Annotated in this window: 21 protein-coding genes; 12 read left to right on the forward strand and 9 right to left on the reverse strand. The window is 63.5% G+C overall.

Annotation, left to right across the window (positions count from 1 at the left end; all coding sequences use genetic code 11):
• Positions 1-32 precede the first annotated feature (32 nt).
• The gene (gene lpdA, locus AWB72_RS05915; protein WP_084592722.1) at positions 33-2,096 is read left to right on the forward strand and encodes a dihydrolipoyl dehydrogenase; all 2,064 of its coding nucleotides are present in this window, start codon (positions 33-35) and stop codon (positions 2,094-2,096) included.
• 151 nt (positions 2,097-2,247) lie between these two features.
• On the opposite strand, the gene AWB72_RS05920 is transcribed toward lpdA, so the two are convergent.
• On the reverse strand, positions 2,248-2,835 hold the full coding sequence (locus AWB72_RS05920; RefSeq protein WP_040048788.1) for a phasin family protein: 588 nt from the start codon (positions 2,833-2,835) through the stop codon (positions 2,248-2,250).
• Between the two features lie 688 nt (positions 2,836-3,523).
• Between AWB72_RS05920 and pbpG the strand changes: the two genes are divergently transcribed.
• Positions 3,524-4,708, forward strand: a complete 1,185-nt coding sequence (gene pbpG, locus AWB72_RS05925) for a D-alanyl-D-alanine endopeptidase (RefSeq protein ID WP_040048787.1) — start codon at positions 3,524-3,526, stop codon at positions 4,706-4,708.
• 87 nt (positions 4,709-4,795) lie between these two features.
• Here the strand turns inward: pbpG and AWB72_RS05930 are convergent, their stop codons facing one another.
• Entirely contained in the window at positions 4,796-5,614 is an 819-nt protein-coding gene (locus AWB72_RS05930; protein ID WP_040048786.1) for an IclR family transcriptional regulator, read from the reverse strand.
• 146 nt (positions 5,615-5,760) lie between these two features.
• Between AWB72_RS05930 and AWB72_RS05935 the strand changes: the two genes are divergently transcribed.
• Positions 5,761-6,498 carry a (Fe-S)-binding protein gene (locus AWB72_RS05935; RefSeq protein ID WP_040048785.1) on the forward strand — a complete coding sequence of 246 codons (738 nt, stop codon included), beginning with the start codon at positions 5,761-5,763 and terminating at the stop codon, positions 6,496-6,498.
• Positions 6,499-6,508: 10 nt separating this feature from the next.
• Entirely contained in the window at positions 6,509-7,921 is a 1,413-nt protein-coding gene (locus AWB72_RS05940; RefSeq protein ID WP_040048784.1) for a lactate utilization protein B, read from the forward strand.
• A gap of 81 nt (positions 7,922-8,002) precedes the next feature.
• Here the strand turns inward: AWB72_RS05940 and AWB72_RS05945 are convergent, their stop codons facing one another.
• Positions 8,003-8,515, reverse strand: a complete 513-nt coding sequence (locus AWB72_RS05945; protein ID WP_040048783.1) for a hypothetical protein — start codon at positions 8,513-8,515, stop codon at positions 8,003-8,005.
• A 261-nt stretch (positions 8,516-8,776) separates the two neighbouring features.
• Between AWB72_RS05945 and AWB72_RS05950 the strand changes: the two genes are divergently transcribed.
• Positions 8,777-8,998 carry a hypothetical protein gene (locus AWB72_RS05950; protein ID WP_040048782.1) on the forward strand — a complete coding sequence of 74 codons (222 nt, stop codon included), beginning with the start codon at positions 8,777-8,779 and terminating at the stop codon, positions 8,996-8,998.
• Positions 8,999-9,098: 100 nt separating this feature from the next.
• Here AWB72_RS05950 and AWB72_RS05955 read toward each other — a convergent pair whose 3' ends face one another.
• Entirely contained in the window at positions 9,099-10,298 is a 1,200-nt protein-coding gene (locus AWB72_RS05955) for an amino acid aminotransferase (RefSeq protein ID WP_040048781.1), read from the reverse strand.
• A gap of 419 nt (positions 10,299-10,717) precedes the next feature.
• Here AWB72_RS05955 and uvrB point away from each other — a divergent pair, with 419 nt between their 5' ends.
• From uvrB to AWB72_RS05985, 6 genes are all read left to right on the forward strand, one after another.
• Positions 10,718-12,814 carry an excinuclease ABC subunit UvrB gene (uvrB, locus tag AWB72_RS05960; RefSeq protein WP_040048780.1) on the forward strand — a complete coding sequence of 699 codons (2,097 nt, stop codon included), beginning with the start codon at positions 10,718-10,720 and terminating at the stop codon, positions 12,812-12,814.
• 344 nt (positions 12,815-13,158) lie between these two features.
• Positions 13,159-13,704, forward strand: a complete 546-nt coding sequence (locus AWB72_RS05965) for an iron transporter (protein WP_040048779.1) — start codon at positions 13,159-13,161, stop codon at positions 13,702-13,704.
• Between the two features lie 74 nt (positions 13,705-13,778).
• On the forward strand, positions 13,779-14,117 hold the full coding sequence (locus AWB72_RS05970; RefSeq protein ID WP_040048911.1) for a cupredoxin domain-containing protein: 339 nt from the start codon (positions 13,779-13,781) through the stop codon (positions 14,115-14,117).
• Between the two features lie 64 nt (positions 14,118-14,181).
• Positions 14,182-15,033, forward strand: coding sequence for an FTR1 family iron permease (locus AWB72_RS05975; RefSeq protein WP_040048778.1), 852 nt, complete (start codon positions 14,182-14,184; stop codon positions 15,031-15,033).
• 8 nt (positions 15,034-15,041) lie between these two features.
• On the forward strand, positions 15,042-16,445 hold the full coding sequence (locus AWB72_RS05980; protein ID WP_374728863.1) for a 4Fe-4S binding protein: 1,404 nt from the start codon (positions 15,042-15,044) through the stop codon (positions 16,443-16,445).
• 20 nt (positions 16,446-16,465) lie between these two features.
• Positions 16,466-16,879, forward strand: coding sequence for a GlcG/HbpS family heme-binding protein (locus AWB72_RS05985; protein WP_040048776.1), 414 nt, complete (start codon positions 16,466-16,468; stop codon positions 16,877-16,879).
• A gap of 262 nt (positions 16,880-17,141) precedes the next feature.
• Here the strand turns inward: AWB72_RS05985 and hemP are convergent, their stop codons facing one another.
• The 4 genes from hemP to AWB72_RS06005 form a co-directional block, all read right to left on the reverse strand.
• Positions 17,142-17,381, reverse strand: coding sequence for a hemin uptake protein HemP (gene hemP, locus AWB72_RS05990; RefSeq protein ID WP_040048775.1), 240 nt, complete (start codon positions 17,379-17,381; stop codon positions 17,142-17,144).
• Positions 17,382-17,498: 117 nt separating this feature from the next.
• On the reverse strand, positions 17,499-17,987 hold the full coding sequence (locus AWB72_RS05995) for an SRPBCC family protein (protein WP_040048910.1): 489 nt from the start codon (positions 17,985-17,987) through the stop codon (positions 17,499-17,501).
• 43 nt (positions 17,988-18,030) lie between these two features.
• The gene (locus tag AWB72_RS06000) at positions 18,031-18,429 is read right to left on the reverse strand and encodes an OsmC family protein (protein WP_040048774.1); all 399 of its coding nucleotides are present in this window, start codon (positions 18,427-18,429) and stop codon (positions 18,031-18,033) included.
• Positions 18,430-18,546: 117 nt separating this feature from the next.
• Positions 18,547-19,413 carry a pirin family protein gene (locus AWB72_RS06005; protein ID WP_040048909.1) on the reverse strand — a complete coding sequence of 289 codons (867 nt, stop codon included), beginning with the start codon at positions 19,411-19,413 and terminating at the stop codon, positions 18,547-18,549.
• Between the two features lie 174 nt (positions 19,414-19,587).
• Between AWB72_RS06005 and AWB72_RS06010 the strand changes: the two genes are divergently transcribed.
• The gene (locus tag AWB72_RS06010; protein ID WP_040048773.1) at positions 19,588-20,550 is read left to right on the forward strand and encodes a LysR family transcriptional regulator; all 963 of its coding nucleotides are present in this window, start codon (positions 19,588-19,590) and stop codon (positions 20,548-20,550) included.
• Between the two features lie 344 nt (positions 20,551-20,894).
• Here AWB72_RS06010 and AWB72_RS06015 read toward each other — a convergent pair whose 3' ends face one another.
• The gene (locus tag AWB72_RS06015; protein WP_040048772.1) at positions 20,895-21,317 is read right to left on the reverse strand and encodes an ExbD/TolR family protein; all 423 of its coding nucleotides are present in this window, start codon (positions 21,315-21,317) and stop codon (positions 20,895-20,897) included.
• Between the last annotated feature and the right edge of the window lies 1 nt (position 21,318).

The following is a 21,318-nucleotide window of genomic DNA, read 5'->3' on the forward strand; positions in this document are numbered from 1 at the left end:
AGGTTCCATCCGCACATCTCTTAGGGGACAACATGAGTCTCGTCGAACTAAAAGTACCCGATATCGGCGACTTCTCCGATGTCGATGTCATCGAAGTCAATATCAAGCCCGGCGACGTCATCGAAAAGGAACAGGGCGTCATCACGCTCGAAACCGACAAGGCGACGATGGAAGTGCCCGCCGATGTCGCTGGCACCATCAAGGAAGTGAAGGTCAAGCAGGGCGACAAGGTCAGCCAGGGCTCGGTCATCGCGATGATCGAAACCGAAGGCGCCGCAGCCGCTCCTTCGCCTGCACCGGCACCCGCCGCTGCGCCTGCGCCGGCTGCTGCTTCGGGCGGCGCAGCGCAAGACGTGAAGGTGCCGGATATCGGCGACTTCAAGGACATTCCGGTCATCGAAGTCCACGTGAAGCCGGGCGATACCGTCGAGAAGGAGCAATCGCTCGTCACGCTCGAATCCGACAAGGCGACGATGGACGTGCCGTCGCCCGCCGCGGGCACGGTCAAGGAAGTGAAGATCAAGGTCGGCGACAACGTGTCGGAAGGCACGCTGATCCTGACGCTCGAAGCGCAGGGCGGCGGCACGACGCAAACGCCGACGAAACCGGCCGCCGCGCAGCCGCAGCCGGCGGAAAAGGCGAGCGCCGCGCCCGCGCCGCAGGCGGGCAGCTACTCGGGCAGCGCGGATGTCGAATGCGACATGCTCGTGCTCGGCGCGGGCCCCGGCGGTTATTCCGCTGCGTTCCGTTCCGCCGACCTCGGCATGAACACCGTGCTCGTCGAACGTTATTCGACGCTCGGCGGCGTGTGTCTGAACGTCGGCTGCATTCCGTCGAAGGCGCTGCTGCATACCGCGCTCGTGATGGACGAAACGAAGGAACTGGCTGCGCACGGCATCAGCTTCGGCGAGCCGAAGATCGATCTCGACAAGCTGCGCGGCTTCAAGGAAGGCGTCGTCAAGAAGCTGACCGGCGGTCTCGCGGGCATGGCGAAGGCGCGCAAGGTGCAAGTGGTGACGGGCGTCGGCACGTTCGTCGATCCGCATCACATGGAAGTGCAGGGCGAGGGCGGCAAGAAGGTCGTGAAGTTCAAGCAGGCGATCATCGCGGCGGGCTCGCAGTCGGTGAAGCTGCCGTTCTTCCCGGACGATCCGCGCGTCGTCGATTCGACCGGCGCGCTCGAATTGCGTCAGTTGCCCAAGCGCATGCTGGTGGTGGGCGGCGGCATCATCGGGCTGGAAATGGCGACCGTGTATTCGACGCTCGGTGCGGAAATCGATGTCGTCGAAATGCTCGATGGCCTGATGGTCGGCGCGGACCGCGATCTCGTGAAGGTCTGGGAGAAATTCAACGCCAAGCGCTTCGCCAACGTCATGCTCAAGACGAAGACCACGAAGGCCGAAGCGAAGGACGACGGCATCTACGTCACGTTCGAAGGCGAGAAGGCGCCGGCCGAGCCGCAACGCTACGACCTCGTGCTGCTGGCGGTCGGCCGCAGCCCGAACGGCGGAAAGATCGGCGCGGACAAGGCGGGCGTCGCGGTGACGGATCGCGGCTTCATCAACGTCGACAAGCAGATGCGCACCAACGTGCCGCACATTTTCGCGATCGGCGATCTCGTCGGCCAGCCGATGCTCGCGCACAAGGCTGTGCACGAAGGCCACGTCGCGGCGGAAGCGGCACACGGCGAGAAGGCGTATTTCGACGCGTTGCAGATTCCGTCGGTGGCTTACACCGATCCGGAAGTGGCGTGGGCCGGCAAGACCGAGGAGCAGTGCAAGGCCGAAGGCGTCAAGTACGGCAAAGCGGTGTTCCCGTGGGCCGCGTCGGGCCGCGCGATCGCCAATGGCCGCGACGAAGGCTTCACGAAGCTGATCTTCGACGAAGAGACGCATCGCGTGATCGGCGGCGGGATCGTCGGCTTGAATGCGGGCGATCTGATCAGCGAAGTGTGCCTCGCGATCGAGATGGGCGCGGACGCGACGGATATCGGCAAGACGATTCACCCGCACCCGACGCTCGGCGAATCGGTCGGCATGGCCGCCGAGTTGTACGAAGGCGTGTGTACGGATCTGCCGCCGCAGCGCAAGAAGTAATCGCGGCGCCCGTATGCGCAAAAGGCGCGTTCCCGAAAGGGGACGCGCCTTTTTTTCAACTCATTTTCTCGCGATAAACGAAAAACCCGGCCGGAGCCGGGTTTCTTGCTTCATCCATCGCATGCAGCGTCCAAAGGACGCCGGCGAAGACTTAGGCGACGGTGCGCTTGGCCGAGACCGAAGCGGTGCGGGCAGCTTGCTCGGTCGCTTGCGTGGCAGCCTTCGTCGCGGCCGTGGCGGCGGCGTTGAAGTTGCTTTCCGCGATTTCGACGGCTTGCTTCGTTGCCTTATGAACCGTTTCGTACGTCGTGTTGGCGGCGGTGATGGCCGACTTCATCACGGCGACGGCCGTTTCCGAACCGGCGGGCGCATTCTTCGCGACGTTGTCGACGAGCGTTTGAACCTTGCGGTTCTGCTCTTCGTATTGCGCTTCAGCGACGCGGGCGAATTCGGCTTGCGTAGCCGATGCGATTTCATACAGGTGACGGCCGTACGACAGCACCTTTTCCGCGACCGGCTGGGACAGGCTGGCTTGCAGCGCGAGGAGTTCCTGCGCGTCCTTGACGGACAGCGCGCGTTGCGTGTTTTCCTGGCTTTCGGCAAGCGTCGACTTCACGACTTGCAGATTCAGTTCGACCAGCTTTTCGATGCCTTCGAACGCCTTGTTCGTCAGACCGAACAGCGTGTCGAAGTTGGCTTTTTGCGCAGCGGCGATTTGCTCGGGGGTCAACAACGTCATCTCAGGCTCCTGATAGCCGACCCATCGATGCGGGTCGTGGTTTGGTGGGTGCAGCAGCTTGCTGCCAGATGGTGCAGCTCCGATTGGTGCGTCGCAACATGGAACCCATTTTAGAGATATTCTTATCGATGTCAAGCGGTTTTTGTGCATTGCACAAATAGTGGAAAACCCTTGCCAAACAATATGTTAAGTAAGCGCTGATGGTGTGAGGAAACAAGCAGCGTGCGCGGCGTGCACCGGCGTGGCTCGCAGCCCAGAGGAAGCGGACGGCGAATGGTGATAGGAAAATTCGCGTGATCGTCTTACTTTTCGGACGATGCCGTACACCAAATTGTCAAAGAACCGTTAACATTTCGGCTGACGACTCAACGCTTCTCACAGCACGTCGACGGGTAATAGGTTATTGGTCAAGCCAGCAAAGCCCGGCAGCGTCGTTCTTAAAGTTACCTCTCAAGTTCGAGAAAGTTTTGCCGATAACGCGTAGGCGACGAAGTCGAAAGCGTGTTTTTCGCAGAACCGGTTGCGCGGGGCCCGATCGTTTTTTCCGATCAATGCGCGCAATGTTTCAGAATCAAGCAATCGCCGCTTACAAATCGGTTTAACGTGCGTCGATAAGTGCTTAATATTGCTTAAATTTCGCAGCTTCACTACACTTGGCGGTACTCTCCAGCCGCCCTATAGAACACTAATGAAAACCGAAATGTTTTCGTCGCTGAAGGTGGTGCATGGCGTGGCATTGCGCTCCGCATTGTCGATCGCCGTTTCGCTCGCCGTCGCGACATCCTTCGCAGTGGCTCCGGCTGAAGCCCTCGCCAAAACCACCAGCAGCAAAACCGTCAAACACACCGCCAAACCGGCCGCCGAAAGCAAGACCGCCAAGCCCGCCCGCGTGGCGAAGGCGGCTAAAGGTGCGCGCGCAGCCAAGGTCGCGGCCGCCAATGAGGACGACGACGCGCCCAAGGCATCGCGCAAGCATCGCGTGAACTATCGGATGGACCCGCGTGCGCGCCGCGCCGCAGTGCATTCGGTGGCGTATCAGCCGCGCGCGACGTCGGTCGGACAGGCGTTCGGCCTGCATGACACGCCCGACAGCCTCGCGTTGCGTTCGAGCGTCGCCTACGTCGTCGATCAGGGCACGTCCGAGACGCTCTTCGACAAGAACTCGCGCGCCGTGGTGCCGATCGCGTCCATCACCAAGCTGATGACGGCAATGGTCACGCTCGACGCGCACTTGCCGCTCACCGAAGAAATGACGGTGACGGACGAAGACCGCGACTACGAGAAGTACACGGGCTCGCGGCTCGCGGTGGGATCGGTGCTGAATCGCGAAGACATGCTGCATATCGCGCTGATGGCGTCGGAAAACCGTGCGGCGGCGGCGTTGTCGCGCTACTACCCGGGCGGGCGTCCGGCGTTCATCGCCGCGATGAACGCGAAGGCGAAGGCGCTCGGCATGACCGACACGCACTTCGAGAATTCCACCGGCCTCACGAGCCTGAACGTATCGAGCGCGCGCGATCTCGTGAAGATGGTCAACGCGGCGTATCAATATCCGCTGATCCGCAAGTTCTCGACGGATCGCAGCTACGAAGTCTTCACCGGCAAGCGCACGCTTGCGTACAACAGCACGAATGCGCTGGTACGCAATGCGTCGTGGGATATCGGCTTGCAGAAGACCGGGTTCATCAACGAGGCGGGCGAATGCCTCGTGATGCAGGCGAACGTGCATGGCCGGCCGGTCATCATCGTGCTGCTGGATTCCTACGGCAAGTACTCGCGTTTCGCCGATGCAGGCCGCCTGCGCTCGTATCTCGATACGCTCGGCGAGCCGCGCATCATGAGTGCGGACATGGGCGGCGGCGCGAATCCCTGAGCGGATTTCCGGAAAGCTTTAGCCGAAAAGAAAGCCGGATGCGTCGCGAGACGCATCCGGCTTTTTCATTCAAGCGCGAGCGGCGCTTCAGCGCTGGGCTTCTCGTTGAGCTTCTCGCTGTCCTTGCGCGGACAGTTCCGGGTGATAGCCGAGCGATCGCGATATTTCGAGCGCGGTATGGCTCAACTGCTTGAGCCACGCGTCCTGCAGACGATCCGCCGGCGCGGAAAGCGACAGCCCCGCGACGAGCCGACCGGTGTCGTCGTAGATGCCTGCCGCGATGCAGCGCACGCCGAGTTCCAGTTCCTCGTTGTCGCGCGCGCACGATTGCTGGCGCACGAACGACAGCTCGCGTTCGAGCTTCGCCAGATCCGTGATGCTGTTCTGCGTGTGCCCCGACAAGCCGGTGCGCATCGCGTAGGCGCGCACGCGGGCGGCTTCGTCGGCGGCGAGAAAGAGCTTGCCGACCGACGTGAGATGCAGCGGCGCGCGTCCGCCGATCGCCCGCACGACCTGCATGCCGGATCGCTCCGAATACGCGCGCTCGATGTACACGATCTCGTCGCCCTGGCGCACCGAGAGGTTCACCGTCTGTCCCGTCTGCCGATGCAGCTCGCGCATCGGCGGCATCGCGGCTTCGCGCACCGAAAGGCGCGCCTTCACCAGATTGCCGAGTTCGAGCAGGCGCATCCCGAGCCGGTATGTGCCCGGATCGGACCGGTCCACGAGCCGGCAGAGCACCATGTCGTTCAGGATGCGGTGCGCGGTGGACGGATGCAGGCCAGTGCTATGCGAGAGTTCCTTCAGGCTGACGGGATCGGTGTGATCGGCGAGCGCGTCGAGCAGGCTCATCATGCGTTCGATCACCTGAATGGATGTCTTGGAGTCCGGGTTCGTATCGCTCATCGTGAAAAATCGGTTGATGCGTCAAACAGCGGAATATCGATTGTATCTCATAATGTGAAAAGAAAAGTCGATGGCGTTCGAAGCCGCCGCGCTTTCGCGGATAATCGACGTGCCCTGCAATACACGAACAACAAAGGAACGCCCTCATGCGAGTCGGTTTATTCGTCACGTGTCTGATCGACATGATGCGCCCGGAAATCGGCTTCTCGGTCATCAAGCTGATCGAGCGCGCCGGCTTCGAAGTGACCGTGCCGCCCGCGCAGACGTGCTGCGGCCAGCCGGCGTACAACTCGGGTGATCGGCGGCTGGCGCGCGATCTCGCCGAGAAGACGCTGCGCGAATTCGAGCAGTTCGATTATGTGGTCGTGCCGTCCGGCTCGTGCGGCGGCATGATTCGCGCGCATTACGGCGATCTTTTTCGCGACGATCCCGAACTGATGAACCGCTTCGCGCGGCTGCAACCGCTTGTGTTCGAGCTGACCGATTTTCTCGTCAACGTGGCGAAGGCGCGCATGGAGCCGGGCGTTTTCGACGGCATGGTGACGTATCACGATTCCTGTTCCGGCCTGCGCGAGCTCGGCGTGAAGACGCAGCCGCGCGAGCTGCTCGCGCAAGCCGGCGTGCCGGTGACGGAGATGGCCGGCTGCGAGCATTGCTGCGGTTTCGGTGGCACGTTCGCGGTGAAGTACGGTGATATCTCGACGGCGATCGTCGATGAGAAATGCGCGAACATCAAGGCGAGCGGGGCGCAAGCGGTGGTGCTGGGCGATCTCGGCTGCATGCTGAACATCGAAGGGCGGCTGCGCCGCACGGGCGATACCGCGACGCGCGTGCTGCATATCGCGCAAGTGCTCGCCGGCGACGCGCAGCGCAACGCATCATAAGAGGGCGCACATGCAAGTCCAGACGATGCACTTCAAGGCGCGAGCCGGCAGCAAGCTCGCCGACGAACGGCTGCAGCAGAACCTCACCAAACTCTCGACCAAGTTCGTGAGCGCGCGCGCAACCGCCGTGCGCGACATCGACTTCGAAGCGACGCGCGCCGCGCTCAAGGAACGCCGCAATCGCGCGCTCGACAATCTCGACGTGTGGCTCGAAACCTTCGAGCGCGAAGCGACGCGGCGCGGGGCCACCGTGCTGTACGCGGAATCGACGCAGGACGCGGCGCGGCTCGTCGCGGAGATTGCGCGCGAACACGGCGTGAAGAAGGTCATCAAGACCAAGTCGATGGTATCGGAAGAGATGCAGCTGAACCGCGTGCTCGGCGAGATGGGCGTGCAGTCCATCGAGACGGACCTCGGCGAATACATCCTGCAGATCAACGATAACGAACCGCCGAGCCACATCATCGCGCCCGTCGTTCACAAGGACAAGGAGCAGATCGCCGACCTCTTCGCGAAGACGCACGGCAAGCCGCGCCTGACCGACATCCCCGCGATGACGCGCGAGGCGCGCGAAGTGTTGCGGCCGCATTTCATGTCGGCGGACATGGGCGTGACGGGCGGCAACTTTCTGATCGCGGAGACGGGGTCGGTGGCCGTCGTCACGAACGAGGGCAACGAAGGCATGTGCACGGTGATGCCGCGCGTCCATGTGGCCGTGACGGGCATCGAGAAAGTGCTGCCGACGCTCGAAGATCTCGCCACCGCCATGCGCCTCTTGCCGCGTTCGGCGACCGGGCAGACCATCTCGAACTATTTCTCGCTGCTCACGGGTCCGCGCGCGCCGGGCGAGACGGACGGTCCGGAGCACATGTATTTCGTCCTCGTCGATGGCGGGCGCACCGGGCTCATCGGCGGCGAGTTCCAGGAAATGCTGCGCTGCATTCGCTGCGGCGCGTGCATGAATCACTGCCCGGTGTATCAGAAGATCGGCGGACACGCGTATGGCTGGGTGTATCCCGGCCCGATGGGTTCCGTGCTGACGCCGGCTTATGTCGGCATCGAGAAGGCGCTCGACCTGCCGCAAGCCGCCACGCTCTGCGGCGAGTGCAATAGCGTGTGTCCCGTGGGCATTCCGCTCTCCGACTTGCTGCGCAAGCTGCGCGAGAAGCAGATGGAGCGGCGTCTGCGTCCGTGGACGGAACGTGCGGCGCTCGCCGCGTGGGGTTATCTGGCGATGCGCCCGACCGCGTATGCGCTCTTCACGAAACTGGCCGTGCGGGTCATGGAGCGCATCGGCGGCAAGCGAAAGGCGATTTCGCGACTGCCGTTTGGCGCCGGATGGACCGCCACGCGCGATATGCCCGCGCCCGTCGGCCGCACGTTCCGCGAGTTATACAAGGCGCAGCAGTCGCATATCGGATGAAAACGCCTCGCCCAAAGGAAAGGCCGCGCCGGATCGTGTGATCCGGCGCGGCCTGTCTTCATTGCAGCGGCCTGTCGGCGATCAGCCGCCGGTCCGCCCGAGAAAGCCGCGGTCGTTGCCGCCGTGATTGCTGGCACCGCCACCGCCACCACCGCCTCGCGCTGGAGCCTGCTGCGGTTGACCTTGCGGCTGCGCTTGCGGCGGATGCGGCCGCACGCCGCCGACCGCCTGAGGCATCGGCGCGCCGCCGCCTGCTTGCGGGGGCGGGCCGCCGTGTTGCGGTGGGCCACCTGCCTGGCCGCCGTGGCCCGGCTCGCCGTGCGGCCGATTGTTCCAGCCGCCAGGCGGCGGGCGGCGATATCCAGGGCTGTCGTCCCAATAACGGCGTGGTCCCGAGTAATACCCGCCATTGATGACGACGCCCGGCTGCACGACCGGCCCGCCGTAGTAAGCAGGATAGGCCGGGTAGGCGGCGTAGCCCGGATCGTCGTACGTAGCGGGGTAACCGCCGCCATACATCGGACCATCGGGATAGGCCGCGCATCCGCCGAGCAGCAGCGCCGAGGAAACCATCACTAAACCAGCGACTTTCATGACCGTTGAATTATGGGTTGTGCGTATAAGCATTAAGACACCGGCGCAGGGACATTGTCCCCAACAACTTTGTAAGCCTTTATGACGGCGTGACGCGGGGTTTCGTCAGGCAGCGAGACAGGCCGAGAACTTGCTTGTTGCCATTAACGCAACGAACCTTCCCTGTTCGACGACTTTTTCAGTAACGGCCGATTGCGTACCATCCAAACGTCGACAAGTGGGCGAGCGCGCCTGCAACGGCATCGAACTGAAGGCAGTCCCATGAAAAAGACAATATCGACTTACTGGCCTCTCGCCATCCTGTTAATCGCCGTGCTGACCTTCTGCATGCATGCGGAAGAGCGCGAATCGGCGGCGCTTCGCCGTCAGCAAGTGGACGTCGGAAGCGTGAGCGCGGAACTGGCGCGCGCGATCTCATACGGTCTCGTCGATTCCGACGACGCGACAGCGCCTGTCGCGCATCCCGCGCCGCGCACGCTCTGACGAAAGCGCGCGCCTGCCGCCGAGGCGGCGCTTGCATCGAGCACAAAAAATGGCGTCCTTCCACGCGAAGGACGCCATTTCTGTTTGCAGCGAACGAAGCTTAACGCAGCACGCTGGCGACCGCGTTGGCGACGACATCCAGATTGCGCGTATTCAGCGCGGCCACGCAGATGCGGCCCGTGCTCACGGCGTAGATGCCGAACTCTTCACGCAGACGATCTACTTGCGCGGCGGTCAGCCCGGAGTAGGAGAACATGCCGCGCTGCGCATCGACGAACGAGAAATCGCGATCGACGCCCGCCGCCTTCAGACGCTGCACGAGGCCGTTGCGCATCGCGCGGATACGGTCGCGCATTTCGCCGAGTTCCTGCTCCCACGTCGCGCGCAATTCGGGCGACGCCAGCACCGCCGCGACGACCGAGCCGCCGTGCGTCGGCGGGTTCGAGTAGTTCGTGCGGATCACGCGCTTCAGTTGCGACAGCACGCGCGCCGATTCTTCCTTCGCGGCCGTGATGATGGACAGCGCGCCGACGCGCTCGCCGTACAGCGAGAACGACTTCGAGAACGACGACGACACGAACACGTTCAGATCGGACGCGGCGAAAAGGCGCACGGCGGCGGCATCGGCGTCGATGCTTTCGCCGAAACCCTGATACGCGATGTCGAGGAACGGCACGAGGTTGCGCGCCTTCACGACTTCGACGACCTGGCGCCATTGCGCCTCCGTCAGGTCGACGCCCGTGGGGTTATGGCAGCACGCGTGCAGCACGACGATCGTGCCCGGCGCATAGCCGTTCAGCGCGGCGAGCATGCCCTCGAAGTTCACGCCGTGCGTGGCGGCGTCGTAGTACGGATAGTTGACGACTTCGAAGCCCGCGCCTTCGAAAAGCGCGCGATGGTTTTCCCAGCTCGGATCGCTGATCGCGACCTTCGCGTTCGGGTTCACGCGCTTCAGGAAATCCGCGCCGATCTTCAGCGCGCCGGTGCCGCCCAGCGCCTGCGCGGTGACGACGCGGCCCGCGGCGATCAGCGGCGAATCCTTGCCGAGCAGCAGCGTTTGCACGGCGGCGTCATAAGCGGCGATGCCCTCGATCGGCAGATAGCCGCGCGGCAGCGCGGCGTCGACGCGGGCTTTCTCGGCTTCGCGCACGGCGCGCAGCAGCGGAATCTTGCCTTCTTCGTTGGTGTACACGCCGACGCCCAGATTGACCTTGGTCGGGCGCGGATCGGCGTTGAAGGCTTCGTTGAGGCCCAGAATCGGGTCGCGGGGGGCGAGTTCGACGGCAGAGAAAAGAGACATGGTCTATCGGCAGTGAGGAAAGGACATGCGGCAGGAGTGCGGACGGCGGAGCTTCTCGACCGCGTCGCGCCTCGATGGCCGGAAAGCTGGCTCGGCGCGCGGGCGTCATCGGCATGAAAGAGGCGTTTCGAACGCCGTCTTGCCGGTGAGCGCAGTCGATCATTGTAACGAATCCCGCCGATGTTTCGTCGGTGGCTGACGCGAATCCGCGTGCTTTTTACCGGTATCGTCGCGGAAGATCGACACATGCCGCCGCGCCGCGCTTGAGATATCGAGCGGGAGCCCAATGTGCTGGAAACGACGCGCGGCATGCGGAGAACTTCCGGATGCCGCCCCATTCCGCCCACCGTCCGGGCGCTGCGGCAGTTCCGCGGCAGCCGTTAAAATGGATGTTTGCCCTGGCGAAGACTCTCGTTCCCATGTCCGATACCCTCATCGAAGCGCCCGACGCTCTGGACGAGTCGAAGTTCGTCACGTTCGACGGCTCGCCGTTTCAGCTCTATCAGCCTTATCCGCCCGCCGGCGACCAGCCCGGCGCGATCGCCACGCTCGTCGAAGGCGTGGAAGACGGCCTCTCGTTCCAGACGCTGCTCGGCGTCACCGGCTCGGGCAAGACGTTCACCATGGCGAACGTCATCGCGCGGCTCGGCCGCCCGGCGATCGTGTTCGCGCCGAACAAGACGCTCGCCGCGCAGCTCTACGCCGAATTCCGCGAGTTCTTTCCGCGCAATGCCGTCGAGTATTTCGTCTCGTACTACGACTATTACCAGCCAGAAGCGTACGTGCCGCAGCGCGATCTTTTCATCGAGAAGGATTCGTCGATCAACGAGCACATCGAACAGATGCGGCTTTCGGCCACCAAGAGCCTGCTGGAGCGGCGCGACGTGGTGATCGTGGCGACCGTGTCGGCGATCTACGGTATCGGCAATCCGTCCGAGTATCACAAGATGATTCTCACGCTGCGCACGGGCGACAAGCTCGGCCAGCGCGACGTCATCGCGCGCCTGATCGCGATGCAGTACACGCGCAACGAAGCCGATTTCCAGCGCGGCACGTTCCGCGTGCGCGGCGACACCATCGACATTTTTCCGGCGGAACACGCCGAAATGGCCGTGCGCGTGGAATTGTTCGACGACGAGATCGAAGCGATGCAGCTCTTCGATCCGCTCACCGGCCGCGTGCGCAACAAGATTCCGCGCTTCACCGTGTATCCGTCGTCGCATTACGTGACGCCGCGCGACACGGTCATGCGCGCCATCGAGACGATCAAGGAAGAACTGCGCGATCGGCTCGAATTTTTTCATCGCGACGGCAAGCTCGTCGAAGCGCAGCGGCTCGAGCAGCGCACGCGCTTCGACCTGGAAATGCTGCAGGAACTCGGATTCTGCAAGGGCATCGAGAATTACTCACGGCACTTCTCGGGCGCGGCGCCCGGCGAGCCGCCGCCGACGCTCGTGGACTATCTGCCGCCCGACGCGCTCATGCTGCTCGATGAATCGCACGTTTTGATCGGCCAGTTGAACGGCATGTACAACGGCGACCGCGCGCGCAAGGAAAATCTCGTCGATTACGGCTTCCGCATGCCGTCCGCGCTCGACAACCGGCCGCTCAAGTTCAACGAGTTCGAGCGCAAGATGCGCCAGGCGATCTTCGTTTCCGCGACGCCCGCCGATTACGAAAAAGCGAAAGCGGGGCAGGTGGCCGAGCAGCTCGTGCGTCCGACCGGTCTGGTCGATCCGGAAATCGAAGTGCGGCCCGCGCGCTCGCAGGTGGACGACGTGCTCTCGGAAATCAATGCGCGCGTCGCGGCAGGCGAGCGCGTGCTCGTCACCGTGCTCACCAAGCGCATGGCCGAGCAGCTGACCGAATTCCTCGCCGATCACGGCGTGAAGGTGCGCTATCTGCATAGCGACATCGACACGGTGGAGCGCGTGGAAATCATCCGCGACTTGCGGCTCGGTACGTTCGATGTGCTCGTCGGCATCAACCTGCTGCGCGAGGGGCTGGATATTCCGGAAGTGTCGCTCGTCGCGATTCTCGACGCCGACAAGGAAGGCTTCCTGCGCGCCGAGCGCTCGCTGATCCAGACCATCGGCCGGGCGGCGCGGAACGTGAACGGCAAGGCGATTCTCTACGCCGACAACATGACCGACTCGATGACTCGCGCCATCGGCGAAACCGAGCGGCGGCGCGCCAAGCAGATCGCGCATAACGAAAAGATGGGCATCACGCCGCGCGGGGTCGAGAAGCGCATCAAGGACATCATCGACGGCGTCTACAGCGCCGACGACGCGCGCGCCGAGCTCAAGGAAGCGCAGGCGCGCGCGAAGTTCGAGGACATGACCGAGAAGCAGCTCGCGAAGGAAATCAAGCGGCTCGAAAAGCAGATGATGGATCACGCCAAGAATCTGGAATTCGAGAAGGCCGCGCAAACCCGCGACCAATTGGCGCTCCTGCGCCAGCGCGTCTTCGGCGCGAACGTGGGCGATCACGTGAGCGGCGTCGGCGGGAAGTAAGTGCGGACAAGCGGCTACAGGCGGCGGACAGGCGATCCGCCGCTTTCTTGATCGCGATGCCGCGCGTCGTCCGGCGCCCGAAAAGCCTTACTGCGTCTAGGTTGTAAGCTCCGTCAAATTGTTGTGCTCATCGAACGATGCTAAACTGGCGAAAATTGAGAATGGTTCGTATTAACGTTCGCGATGACCGTGCGAGTGGACGTCGCGTACCGGTGCGAATCGTCTCGGCGGGAGGTTGTCCCGACCTGCGCGGCGAGAAGCGCCGTTTCGGCCGGGCTGTCCTGTAGCGTGGCCGCGCGGCAGCACTGCGCCGCGAGCCGATCCATAAAAACAAGGAGTATCTGATGGGTTCTACGTTGATGCGCGGCCTTGTCGCCGCCGCTGGCCTCACGGCGATGATGGCGGCTTCCGCTGCCGAATATCCGATCGGAAAGCAGCATATCGAAGGCGGCATGGAAACCGGCGCCGTCTATCTGCAGCCGATCACGATGGCGCCGGAAGGCATGATGCGCAAGGCGTCGGATTCGGACATCCATCTGGAAGCGGACATTCACGCGGTCAAGAACAATCCGAACGGTTTCGCCGAAGGCGACTGGATGCCGTACCTGAACGTCACGTACGAACTGAACAAAGTGGGCACGACGCAGTCCGTCAAGGGCGACCTGATGCCGATGGTCGCAAGCGACGGCCCGCACTACGGCGACAACGTCAAGCTCTTCGGGCCGGGCAAGTATCACCTGAAGCTGCATGTCTCGCCGCCGTCGGAAACGGGCCACATGGCGTTCGGCCGTCACACCGACAAGGAAACGGGCGTCGGTCCGTGGTTCAAGCCGTTCACGATCGAATACGACTTCCCGTTCGCGGGCATCGGCAAGAAGGGCGGGTATTGAGCATCAAGCGCCCGCGCGCATGATTCGCGCGCCCGGCAGTCGCGTTGCCGGGCGCGTTCATTCAGGAAGTACCCATGAAATCAAGAAGGCAGTTGATTGCGCTCGCGGCGTTCGCATTCGGCGCATGCTTCGGCAGTGCGCAGGCCGCCGATCTGCCGACGTTCAAGCTCGAAATGAACGACGGCAAGCTCAATCCGGCGCGCATCGAAGTGCCGGCGGGACAGCGCATCAAGATCGAGGTGCATAACGTCGGCAAGGGCGCAGCGGAATTCGAAAGCGTGCAATTGCGCAAGGAAAAGGTGCTGGCTCCCGGCGCGGATTCGTTCGTCGTCATCGCGCCGCTCGATCCGGGCGAGTACAAGTTCTTCGACGATTTTCATCAGACGGCGCAAGGCGTCATCGTTGCGAAGTGATGTGCCGGGCGCGCGGGACTGCTCCGCGCGGCCGAAGTGAAGCAGAACTGCGGGAGGTTCGGTAATGGGGCAGGTCCTTTTCATCGTTTGGCGGGAAAGCGTCGAGGCGCTGCTGGTCGTCGGCATCCTGCATGCGTGGCTGAAAAACGGCGACCATCAGGCGCGGCGCGGCCTCCCTTACCTGTGGTTCGGCGTCGCCGCCGGGCTAGTGGCGGCGATCGCGCTGGGTGCGGCGCTCATCGGGTTCACCGAAGTGCTGTCGGGCAACGCGCAGGATTACTTCCAGACCGCGATGGTGCTGATCGCCTGCGTGCTGATCGTGCAGATGGTGCTGTGGATGAAACGGCACGGCCGCACGCTCAAACGCGACATGGAAACCTCGCTCCAGAAGAGCACGCAGGACGGGCACTGGTGGGGCATCGCGGTGCTCGTCGCGCTCGCCATCGCGCGTGAGGGCAGCGAAACGGCGGTGTTCCTCTACGGCGTCGGCTTCGGGCAGTCGGGGCACGTGCCGGCGTCGCAATATGCGGCGATCATCATCGGCTTCGGACTCGCGCTGCTGACGTTCTACGTGCTTCAGCTCGGCGGCAAGTTCTTTTCGTGGCGCTCGTTCTTCCGCGTCACCGAAATCATGCTGCTTTTCCTCGCGGCGGGTCTCTTCGAAACGGGCGTCGACAAGCTGATCGACATGGAAGTGCTGCCGGTCATCGTCAATCAGGTGTGGAACACGTCCGCGCTGCTCGACGATTCCAGCACGTTCGGCTCGCTCGTCGCGGCGCTCACCGGCTATCGCGCGCATCCGGCCGGCATGAATCTCGTCGCTTATGCGGTGTACTGGATCGTCATCTATCTGCTGATGCGCCGCTCCAATAACCAGATGGCGCAAAAACAGAAGGCGGCCAGCCGCCCAGCATGAGCTCCATGATGCAACAAGGTGTGCAAGCCCCGAGCCGGCTTCAGCAAGCCGGCCAATGGATGCAACGTCATGGCAGCACGATCCGCGCAATTCAGTGGGTCGTGGTTGCCGTGTATGCATTTCTGATCCTCGTTCCCGCCGTGATGCCGCTGCCCGATGGCTCCGCGCATCTCTGGAACAACCTGACGCTCGCCGCGCAGTTCGTGTTCTGGGGCATCTGGTGGCCGTTCGTGCTGCTGTCGATGGTGATGCTCGGCCGCGTCTGGTGCGGCGTGCTATGTCCCGAAGGCGCGCTGACCGAGTTCGCGAGCCGCTTCGGTCGCGGCCGCGCGATTCCGCACTGGATGCGCTGGGGCGGCTGGCCGTTCGTCGCGTTCGGCCTCACCACGATCTACGGCCAGATGGTCAGCGTCTATCAATATCCGAAGGCCGTGCTGCTCGTGCTCGGCGGATCGACGGTCGCGGCGATGATCATCGGCGCGCTGTATGGCCGCGAGAAGCGCGTGTGGTGCAAGTACCTGTGCCCGGTGAACGGCGTGTTCTCGCTGCTCGCGCGCCTCGCGCCGTTCCACTACAAGGTCAACGAGGACGCCTGGCGGCGCTCGTACACCAAGGGCGAGCACGGGCATCGCGTGATTCCGATCAACTGCGCGCCGCTCGTGCCGCTGCGCAACATGAAGGGCGCGTCCGACTGCCATATGTGCGGACGATGCAGCGGCCACCGTGATGCCATCGCGCTGTCGTGGCGCTCCCCCGCCGAGGAAGTCGTGAATCTCGGCGACAAGGCGGCGAATCCGTGGGACACCGCGCTCATTCTGTACGGTCTGCTCGGCGTCGCAATCGGCGCGTTCCACTGGACCGTGAGCACGTGGTTCGTCGATCTGAAGCAGATTTTCGCGGGCTGGCTGATCGATCACGATATCCTGTGGCCGCTCGACGCCACCGCGCCGTGGTTCCTCTTCACGCATTATCCGGAGCAGAACGACGTCTTCTCGTGGCTCGACGGCACGATGGTAATCGGCTACATCATCGCGACGGGGCTCGTGTACGGCACGGCGCTCCTTGCGCTGCTCGCGGCGGGCGCGGGCATGCTCGGCGCGTGGGACACGAAGCGGCTGCATCATCTGGCGCTCGCGCTGATTCCCATTGCGGGCGTCGGCGTGTTCCTCGGCCTTTCCGCGACGACGGTTTCGCTGCTGCGCGCCGAACACGTGCCGCTCGGATGGGTCACGGGCTTGCGCCTGGGGCTGCTGGCCGGCGCGAACGTGTGGAGCGCATGGCTTGCGTGGCGCGTGACCGGCCGCTATGCGACGAATCTTGGCCCTCGCGCGCTCTCGATGCTATGGTTTGTGGCAGCGCTGGCCGTTGCGGACAGCGCGTGGTACCTGATGTTCTGGGGCTTTTCCCGCTAACCGGACCGCGAGCGAGCCAAATGAGAACGAAACCCGTATTGACCGACGATGACGTCAAGGCAATGGCCGCCGCCGCCGAGGCGTTCGCGAAGGGCCATCAATGGAACGTGACGATCGCTATCGTCGATGACGGCGCGCATCTGCTGCATCTGCACCGCCTGGAAGGGGCGGGCGCGAGCACCGTCGACATGGCCATCGGCAAGGCGCGCACCGCCGCGCTCGGTCGGCGCGAGACGAAGGCGTACGAAGACACGATCAAGCAGGGGCGCACCGCGTTCCTGTCGGCGCCGATGAACGCCATGCTCGAAGGCGGCGTGCCCATTCTCGTGGGCGCGGAGATGGTCGGGGCGGTGGGGGTGTCGGGCGTGAAGTCGGACCAGGATGCGCAGATCGCGCGCGCGGGCATCGCGGCGCTGGGAATCGAGAACGTCTAGAAGCGTCTGACGCGCTTCAAAACAACGGCACGCCTTCGCGATGGAGGCGTGCCGTTTTGCTATCGAGATGATGGTGCGCATACGCGCGCATCGCATCGCGCGGGAACCAAAAAAAGCGGCTTCGCTGGCTATCGACGACTGGCTGGTGTTTGCACGAAGGGGTCTAAATTCTTGCGTGCAAGTCGTCCTCGCTGGCTAAGGCCAAACACCTCTTGGCGAGGTGGTCCCCACAATACCCGGTACGTACTGCTGTTCTTTCTGGCTACTTCGTCAGGATGAGCTTGCCCAGACGGGTTGCGCGCAACTGATAGGTCTCCCCGTTATGCACGATGGCGATATGGCTGCGGCCTTGCAGCAGCGTATCGCTGCGAAGCGTCCGCTCGCCGTTCGTCTGGACCGTGGCGGCCGCGGCAGGCGTGGCGGCCTTCGGGCGGGTGATGGCCGCATCGCGGACAGCCGGGCGGCGCAGCCTGAGCGTGGAGGATCGCAGCGTGTCGGTCATGTCGGTCGGAAAGTGCGTTCGTTGATTCGATGGATCTATAGTAAATGATAACCATTCCTATTCGCAACCAAGACTTTCCGATGAAAGCGCGACTTCCGATAGCCGCGCTTGATGCCTTCAGTGCAGCGGACTTTCACCCGTGCGCCCGTGCGCGTATTGGCGGATCAGGCGCACCGTATCGATATCCGATTCGCGATACGCCGACTTCACGATCTCGTGCGTCTGCCGCTCGTCCTGCGTCGCGTTGTCGTTTTCCGGCAGCGTGGTGCGGTACGTGAAGCGCAGGAAAAGCTGGAGCGCGTCGGGCTGCTCGATCGCCATCGTCAGCGAGCCGCCGACGTGTTCGGCGGTCGGCAGAATGTCGTAGCGGACGCTGTCGTTGGGGAAGAGCGTCACGCGATCGCGCACGACGGCCTGGCCGTAGTGCAACTCGCGCTCCATCACGTCGCCGTCGCGCGAAAGGATGGCGCAGCTGTCGAGGCCCAGCACGAAAAGTTGCGGCTGTTCGGCGCGCAGCACGAGCCCTTCCCACAACTGTTCGCGCGTGAGCGACGCGACGAGCGGGTTGTGCGGATCGTTGATCTGGATAAGGTGTTCAAAATTCAAGACGACGTTTCCTTGGACGTTCGTGGTTCCGATGCGCGCCGCTTCAGGCGTCTGCGAGCCCGGAGTCGATGCGTATCGCACCGGACAGCACTTTGTGCATCGGACACGCATTGGCAATTTGCAAGAGCCGTTCCCGCTGCTCGCCGTCAAGCGAGCCCGCCACGGCAATTCGGCGATCGATGATCGTGCCTTCCGCCGTGCTCTTCATCGACAACTCGACGTTCACCGATTCCAGCGCCCAGCCCTTGCGTTTCGCGTACATGCGCAGCGTGATCGACGTGCATGCGCCCAGGCTCGCCAGCAGCAGCGCGGCGGGTTGCGGCGCGGAGTCGGCGCCGCCGAGGCTCGCGGGTTCGTCGGCGAACCAGGTGTGCGTGCCGTCGTCGAGACGGGTTCGAAAATCAGTCTCGCCGATGCTGGCGGTCACGACAGGAACGGACATGCGCTTTTTCCGTAAAAGAGTGAGCGGACGCGCGAAAGCGGCGCGGGACGAACGGCCATTGTGACGCAATGTGCTCGTTCGTGCCGCGCCGCTTTGCGCAGTTGCATCAGTGGACGATCAGTGCGTGATCGCGCCCATCCGGCCAGCTTGATAATCAGCGACGGCCTGACGGATCTCGTCTTCCGTGTTCATCACGAACGGGCCGTAGCGCACGACCGGCTCCTTCAGCGGCACGCCGCCGAACAGCAGCACTTCGACGGGCTCGTCGCCGGCGGCGAGCGTGATGGTATCGGCATCGTCCTTGAAGATGACCATCTGTTGCGCGCGCACCGGCTGAGCCTGCGGACCGTGCAGCGCGGTGCCCGACAATCCGTAGGCGAACACGCGGAAGTCGCGCGGCACGCGATGCTCGATCTTCGCGCCCGGCTGCAGCGAGAAGTGCTGATAGAGAATCGGCGTGCGCGTGTCGATTGCGGCCTTCACGCCGAGCGCCTCGCCCGCGATGACCTTCACGCGCACCTTGCCGTCATCGCTCGTGGCGACGGGAATTTGCGCCGACGGAATCTCCTGATAGTGCGGCGCGATCATCTTGTCGCGCTGCGGCAGGTTCACCCACAGCTGCAGGCCGTGGACGCGTCCCCCGCGCCGCGCGAATTCTTCACCCGGCATCTCGCTATGCAGGACGCCCGCGCCGGCCGTCATCCATTGCACGTCGCCCGGGCGCAGCGTGCCCGCGTGTCCGGCGGAGTCCTTGTGGCCGAACTCGCCTTCGAGCATGTACGTGACGGTTTCGAAGCCTCGGTGCGGATGGTCGGGCGCGCCTTTGGCCTCGCCGGGCGCATAGTCGACAGGACCCATCTCGTCGAGGAGCAGGAACGGATCGAAGTCCATCAGGAGGCGCGTCGGAAACGGGCGATGCACGACGAATCCGCCGCCTTCGACGGTCCGGATCGCGGGAATGATGCTCGAAATGGTGCGGCTCATGATGTCCTTGCCTCGCGTCGCCATTAGGGGAATAGCGCTAAATTTGAAACGATGAGGCTATTATATGGCCCGTATTTGCCGGTAAAAGACGCCCGAGTGCAATGCATTGTCCCGCTGCGATAAACAAACGGGCAACGAACCATCCCGCCGACGACAAAGAGCGACGCACGAAACATGAAAGCCGATTCGCACGACCTCAATGATCTGATGTACTTCTCGCACGTGGTCGAGCACGGCGGGTTCTCCGCCGCCGAACGCGTGCTCGGGATTTCGAAGTCGCGGCTGTCGCGGCGCGTGTCTGAGCTGGAGGCGTCGCTCGGGGTGCGGCTGTTGCAGCGCTCCACGCGCAAGCTCGCGCTCACCGAGGCGGGTCAGCTTTTCTACCAGCATTGCCAGGCGATGCTCGCCGAGGCGCAGGCGGCCGTGAACGTCGTGCAAAGCCTGCGCGATTCGCCGCGCGGCACGGTGCGCGTGAGCGTGCCGGTGACCATCGCGCAGACGTTTCTTGCGTCCGTGATGCCGGAATTCATGCATCGCTATCCCGAAGTGCGCGTCGTGCTGCGCGTGACGAACCGCGTGGTGGATCTGTTCGAAGACGCGATCGATGTCGCGCTGCGCGTGCGGTCCGAGGCGCCCGCCAGCTCGAACGTCGTCGCGCGGCCGCTGTGGCGCACGCAGCAGATGCTGGTCGCCGCGCCGTCGCTCTTGAAGCCCAATGCGCCGCCGATGACCGTCGCCGATCTCGCGCAATACGACACGCTCGACATGCCGTCGTCGGACGGGCGGCACGTGTATCGCCTGATCGCGCCCGACGGCACGCGCCACGAATACGAGCACGAGCCGCGGCTCGTCACCGCCGATCTCTCGATGATCCGCGAGGCCGTGATGCGCGGCGTCGGCATCGCGGCGTTGCCCGAGATGATGTACGGCGCGCCGTTGCGCAGCGGCCAGCTGTCGCCGGTGATGCCGGGCTGGACGTTCCCGACGCCGCAACTCTACGCGGTGTTTCTGTCGCGGCAGGGCATGGTGCCTGCAGTTCGCGCGTTCGTCGATTTTCTCGTGGAGTCGATCGAAGACGGCAAGCGCTTTCCCGGAGAATGTCCTGTCATCGAGCGGCCGGAACGCGAAACGGTTTGATCGATCGGGCGCGCTGCATCGTCTATGACATTCGGCCGCGCGCTTGCGATGGACAGATTCAATCGCCGCAAATCTTGTCCCGCGAAATCGTCGGCGTTATATTGGGGCTCCTTTCGCTAAGGAGCTTCTTATGCGAAAACTGACGGCTACTCTGATAGTTAGCCTGATAGGGCTGATCGCGCTGTCCGTGTCGAACACGGCTGCTGCATGCGGCGATTCAGCGGGTTCGGATTATTCGAGCCCCAAGTAATTGCCTCGCCCGAATGCGCTGAGTGCGCAATAAAAAGGCCTTCATCTGGCGATGAAGGCCTTTTACTTTGTTGCTTGCGAAGCGACGCGCGGATTTATTTGCCGCCCTTCGGCTCGGTGACGAAACCGATCTTCGTCAAGCCGCCCGCCTGCGCCGCCGACATGAGATCGGCGACACGCTCGTACGCCACCTTGCGATCCGCACGCAAGTGCAGTTCCGGCTGCGGCGTCTGCTGCGACGCCTGCGCGATGCGCGCGTTGAGCGTCGCGTCGTCGATTTTCTGGTCGTCCCAGAGAATCGAGCCGTCGGCCTGAATCGCGACGTTCACGTGCGCGGGCTTCTCGTCCTGCGGCTGGCTGCTCGCGTGCGGCAGGTCGATCTTCACCGCGTGATGCATCGCCGGAATCGTCACCAGGAAAATGATCAGCAGAACCAGCATGACGTCGACGAGCGGCGTCATGTTGATCTCGCTCATCATGCCGTCGTCTTCGTCGCCGGCGAATGGGCTCATGGCCATG

The organism is Caballeronia concitans, from assembly GCF_001544615.1.
GTDB lineage: Bacteria > Pseudomonadota > Gammaproteobacteria > Burkholderiales > Burkholderiaceae > Caballeronia > Caballeronia concitans.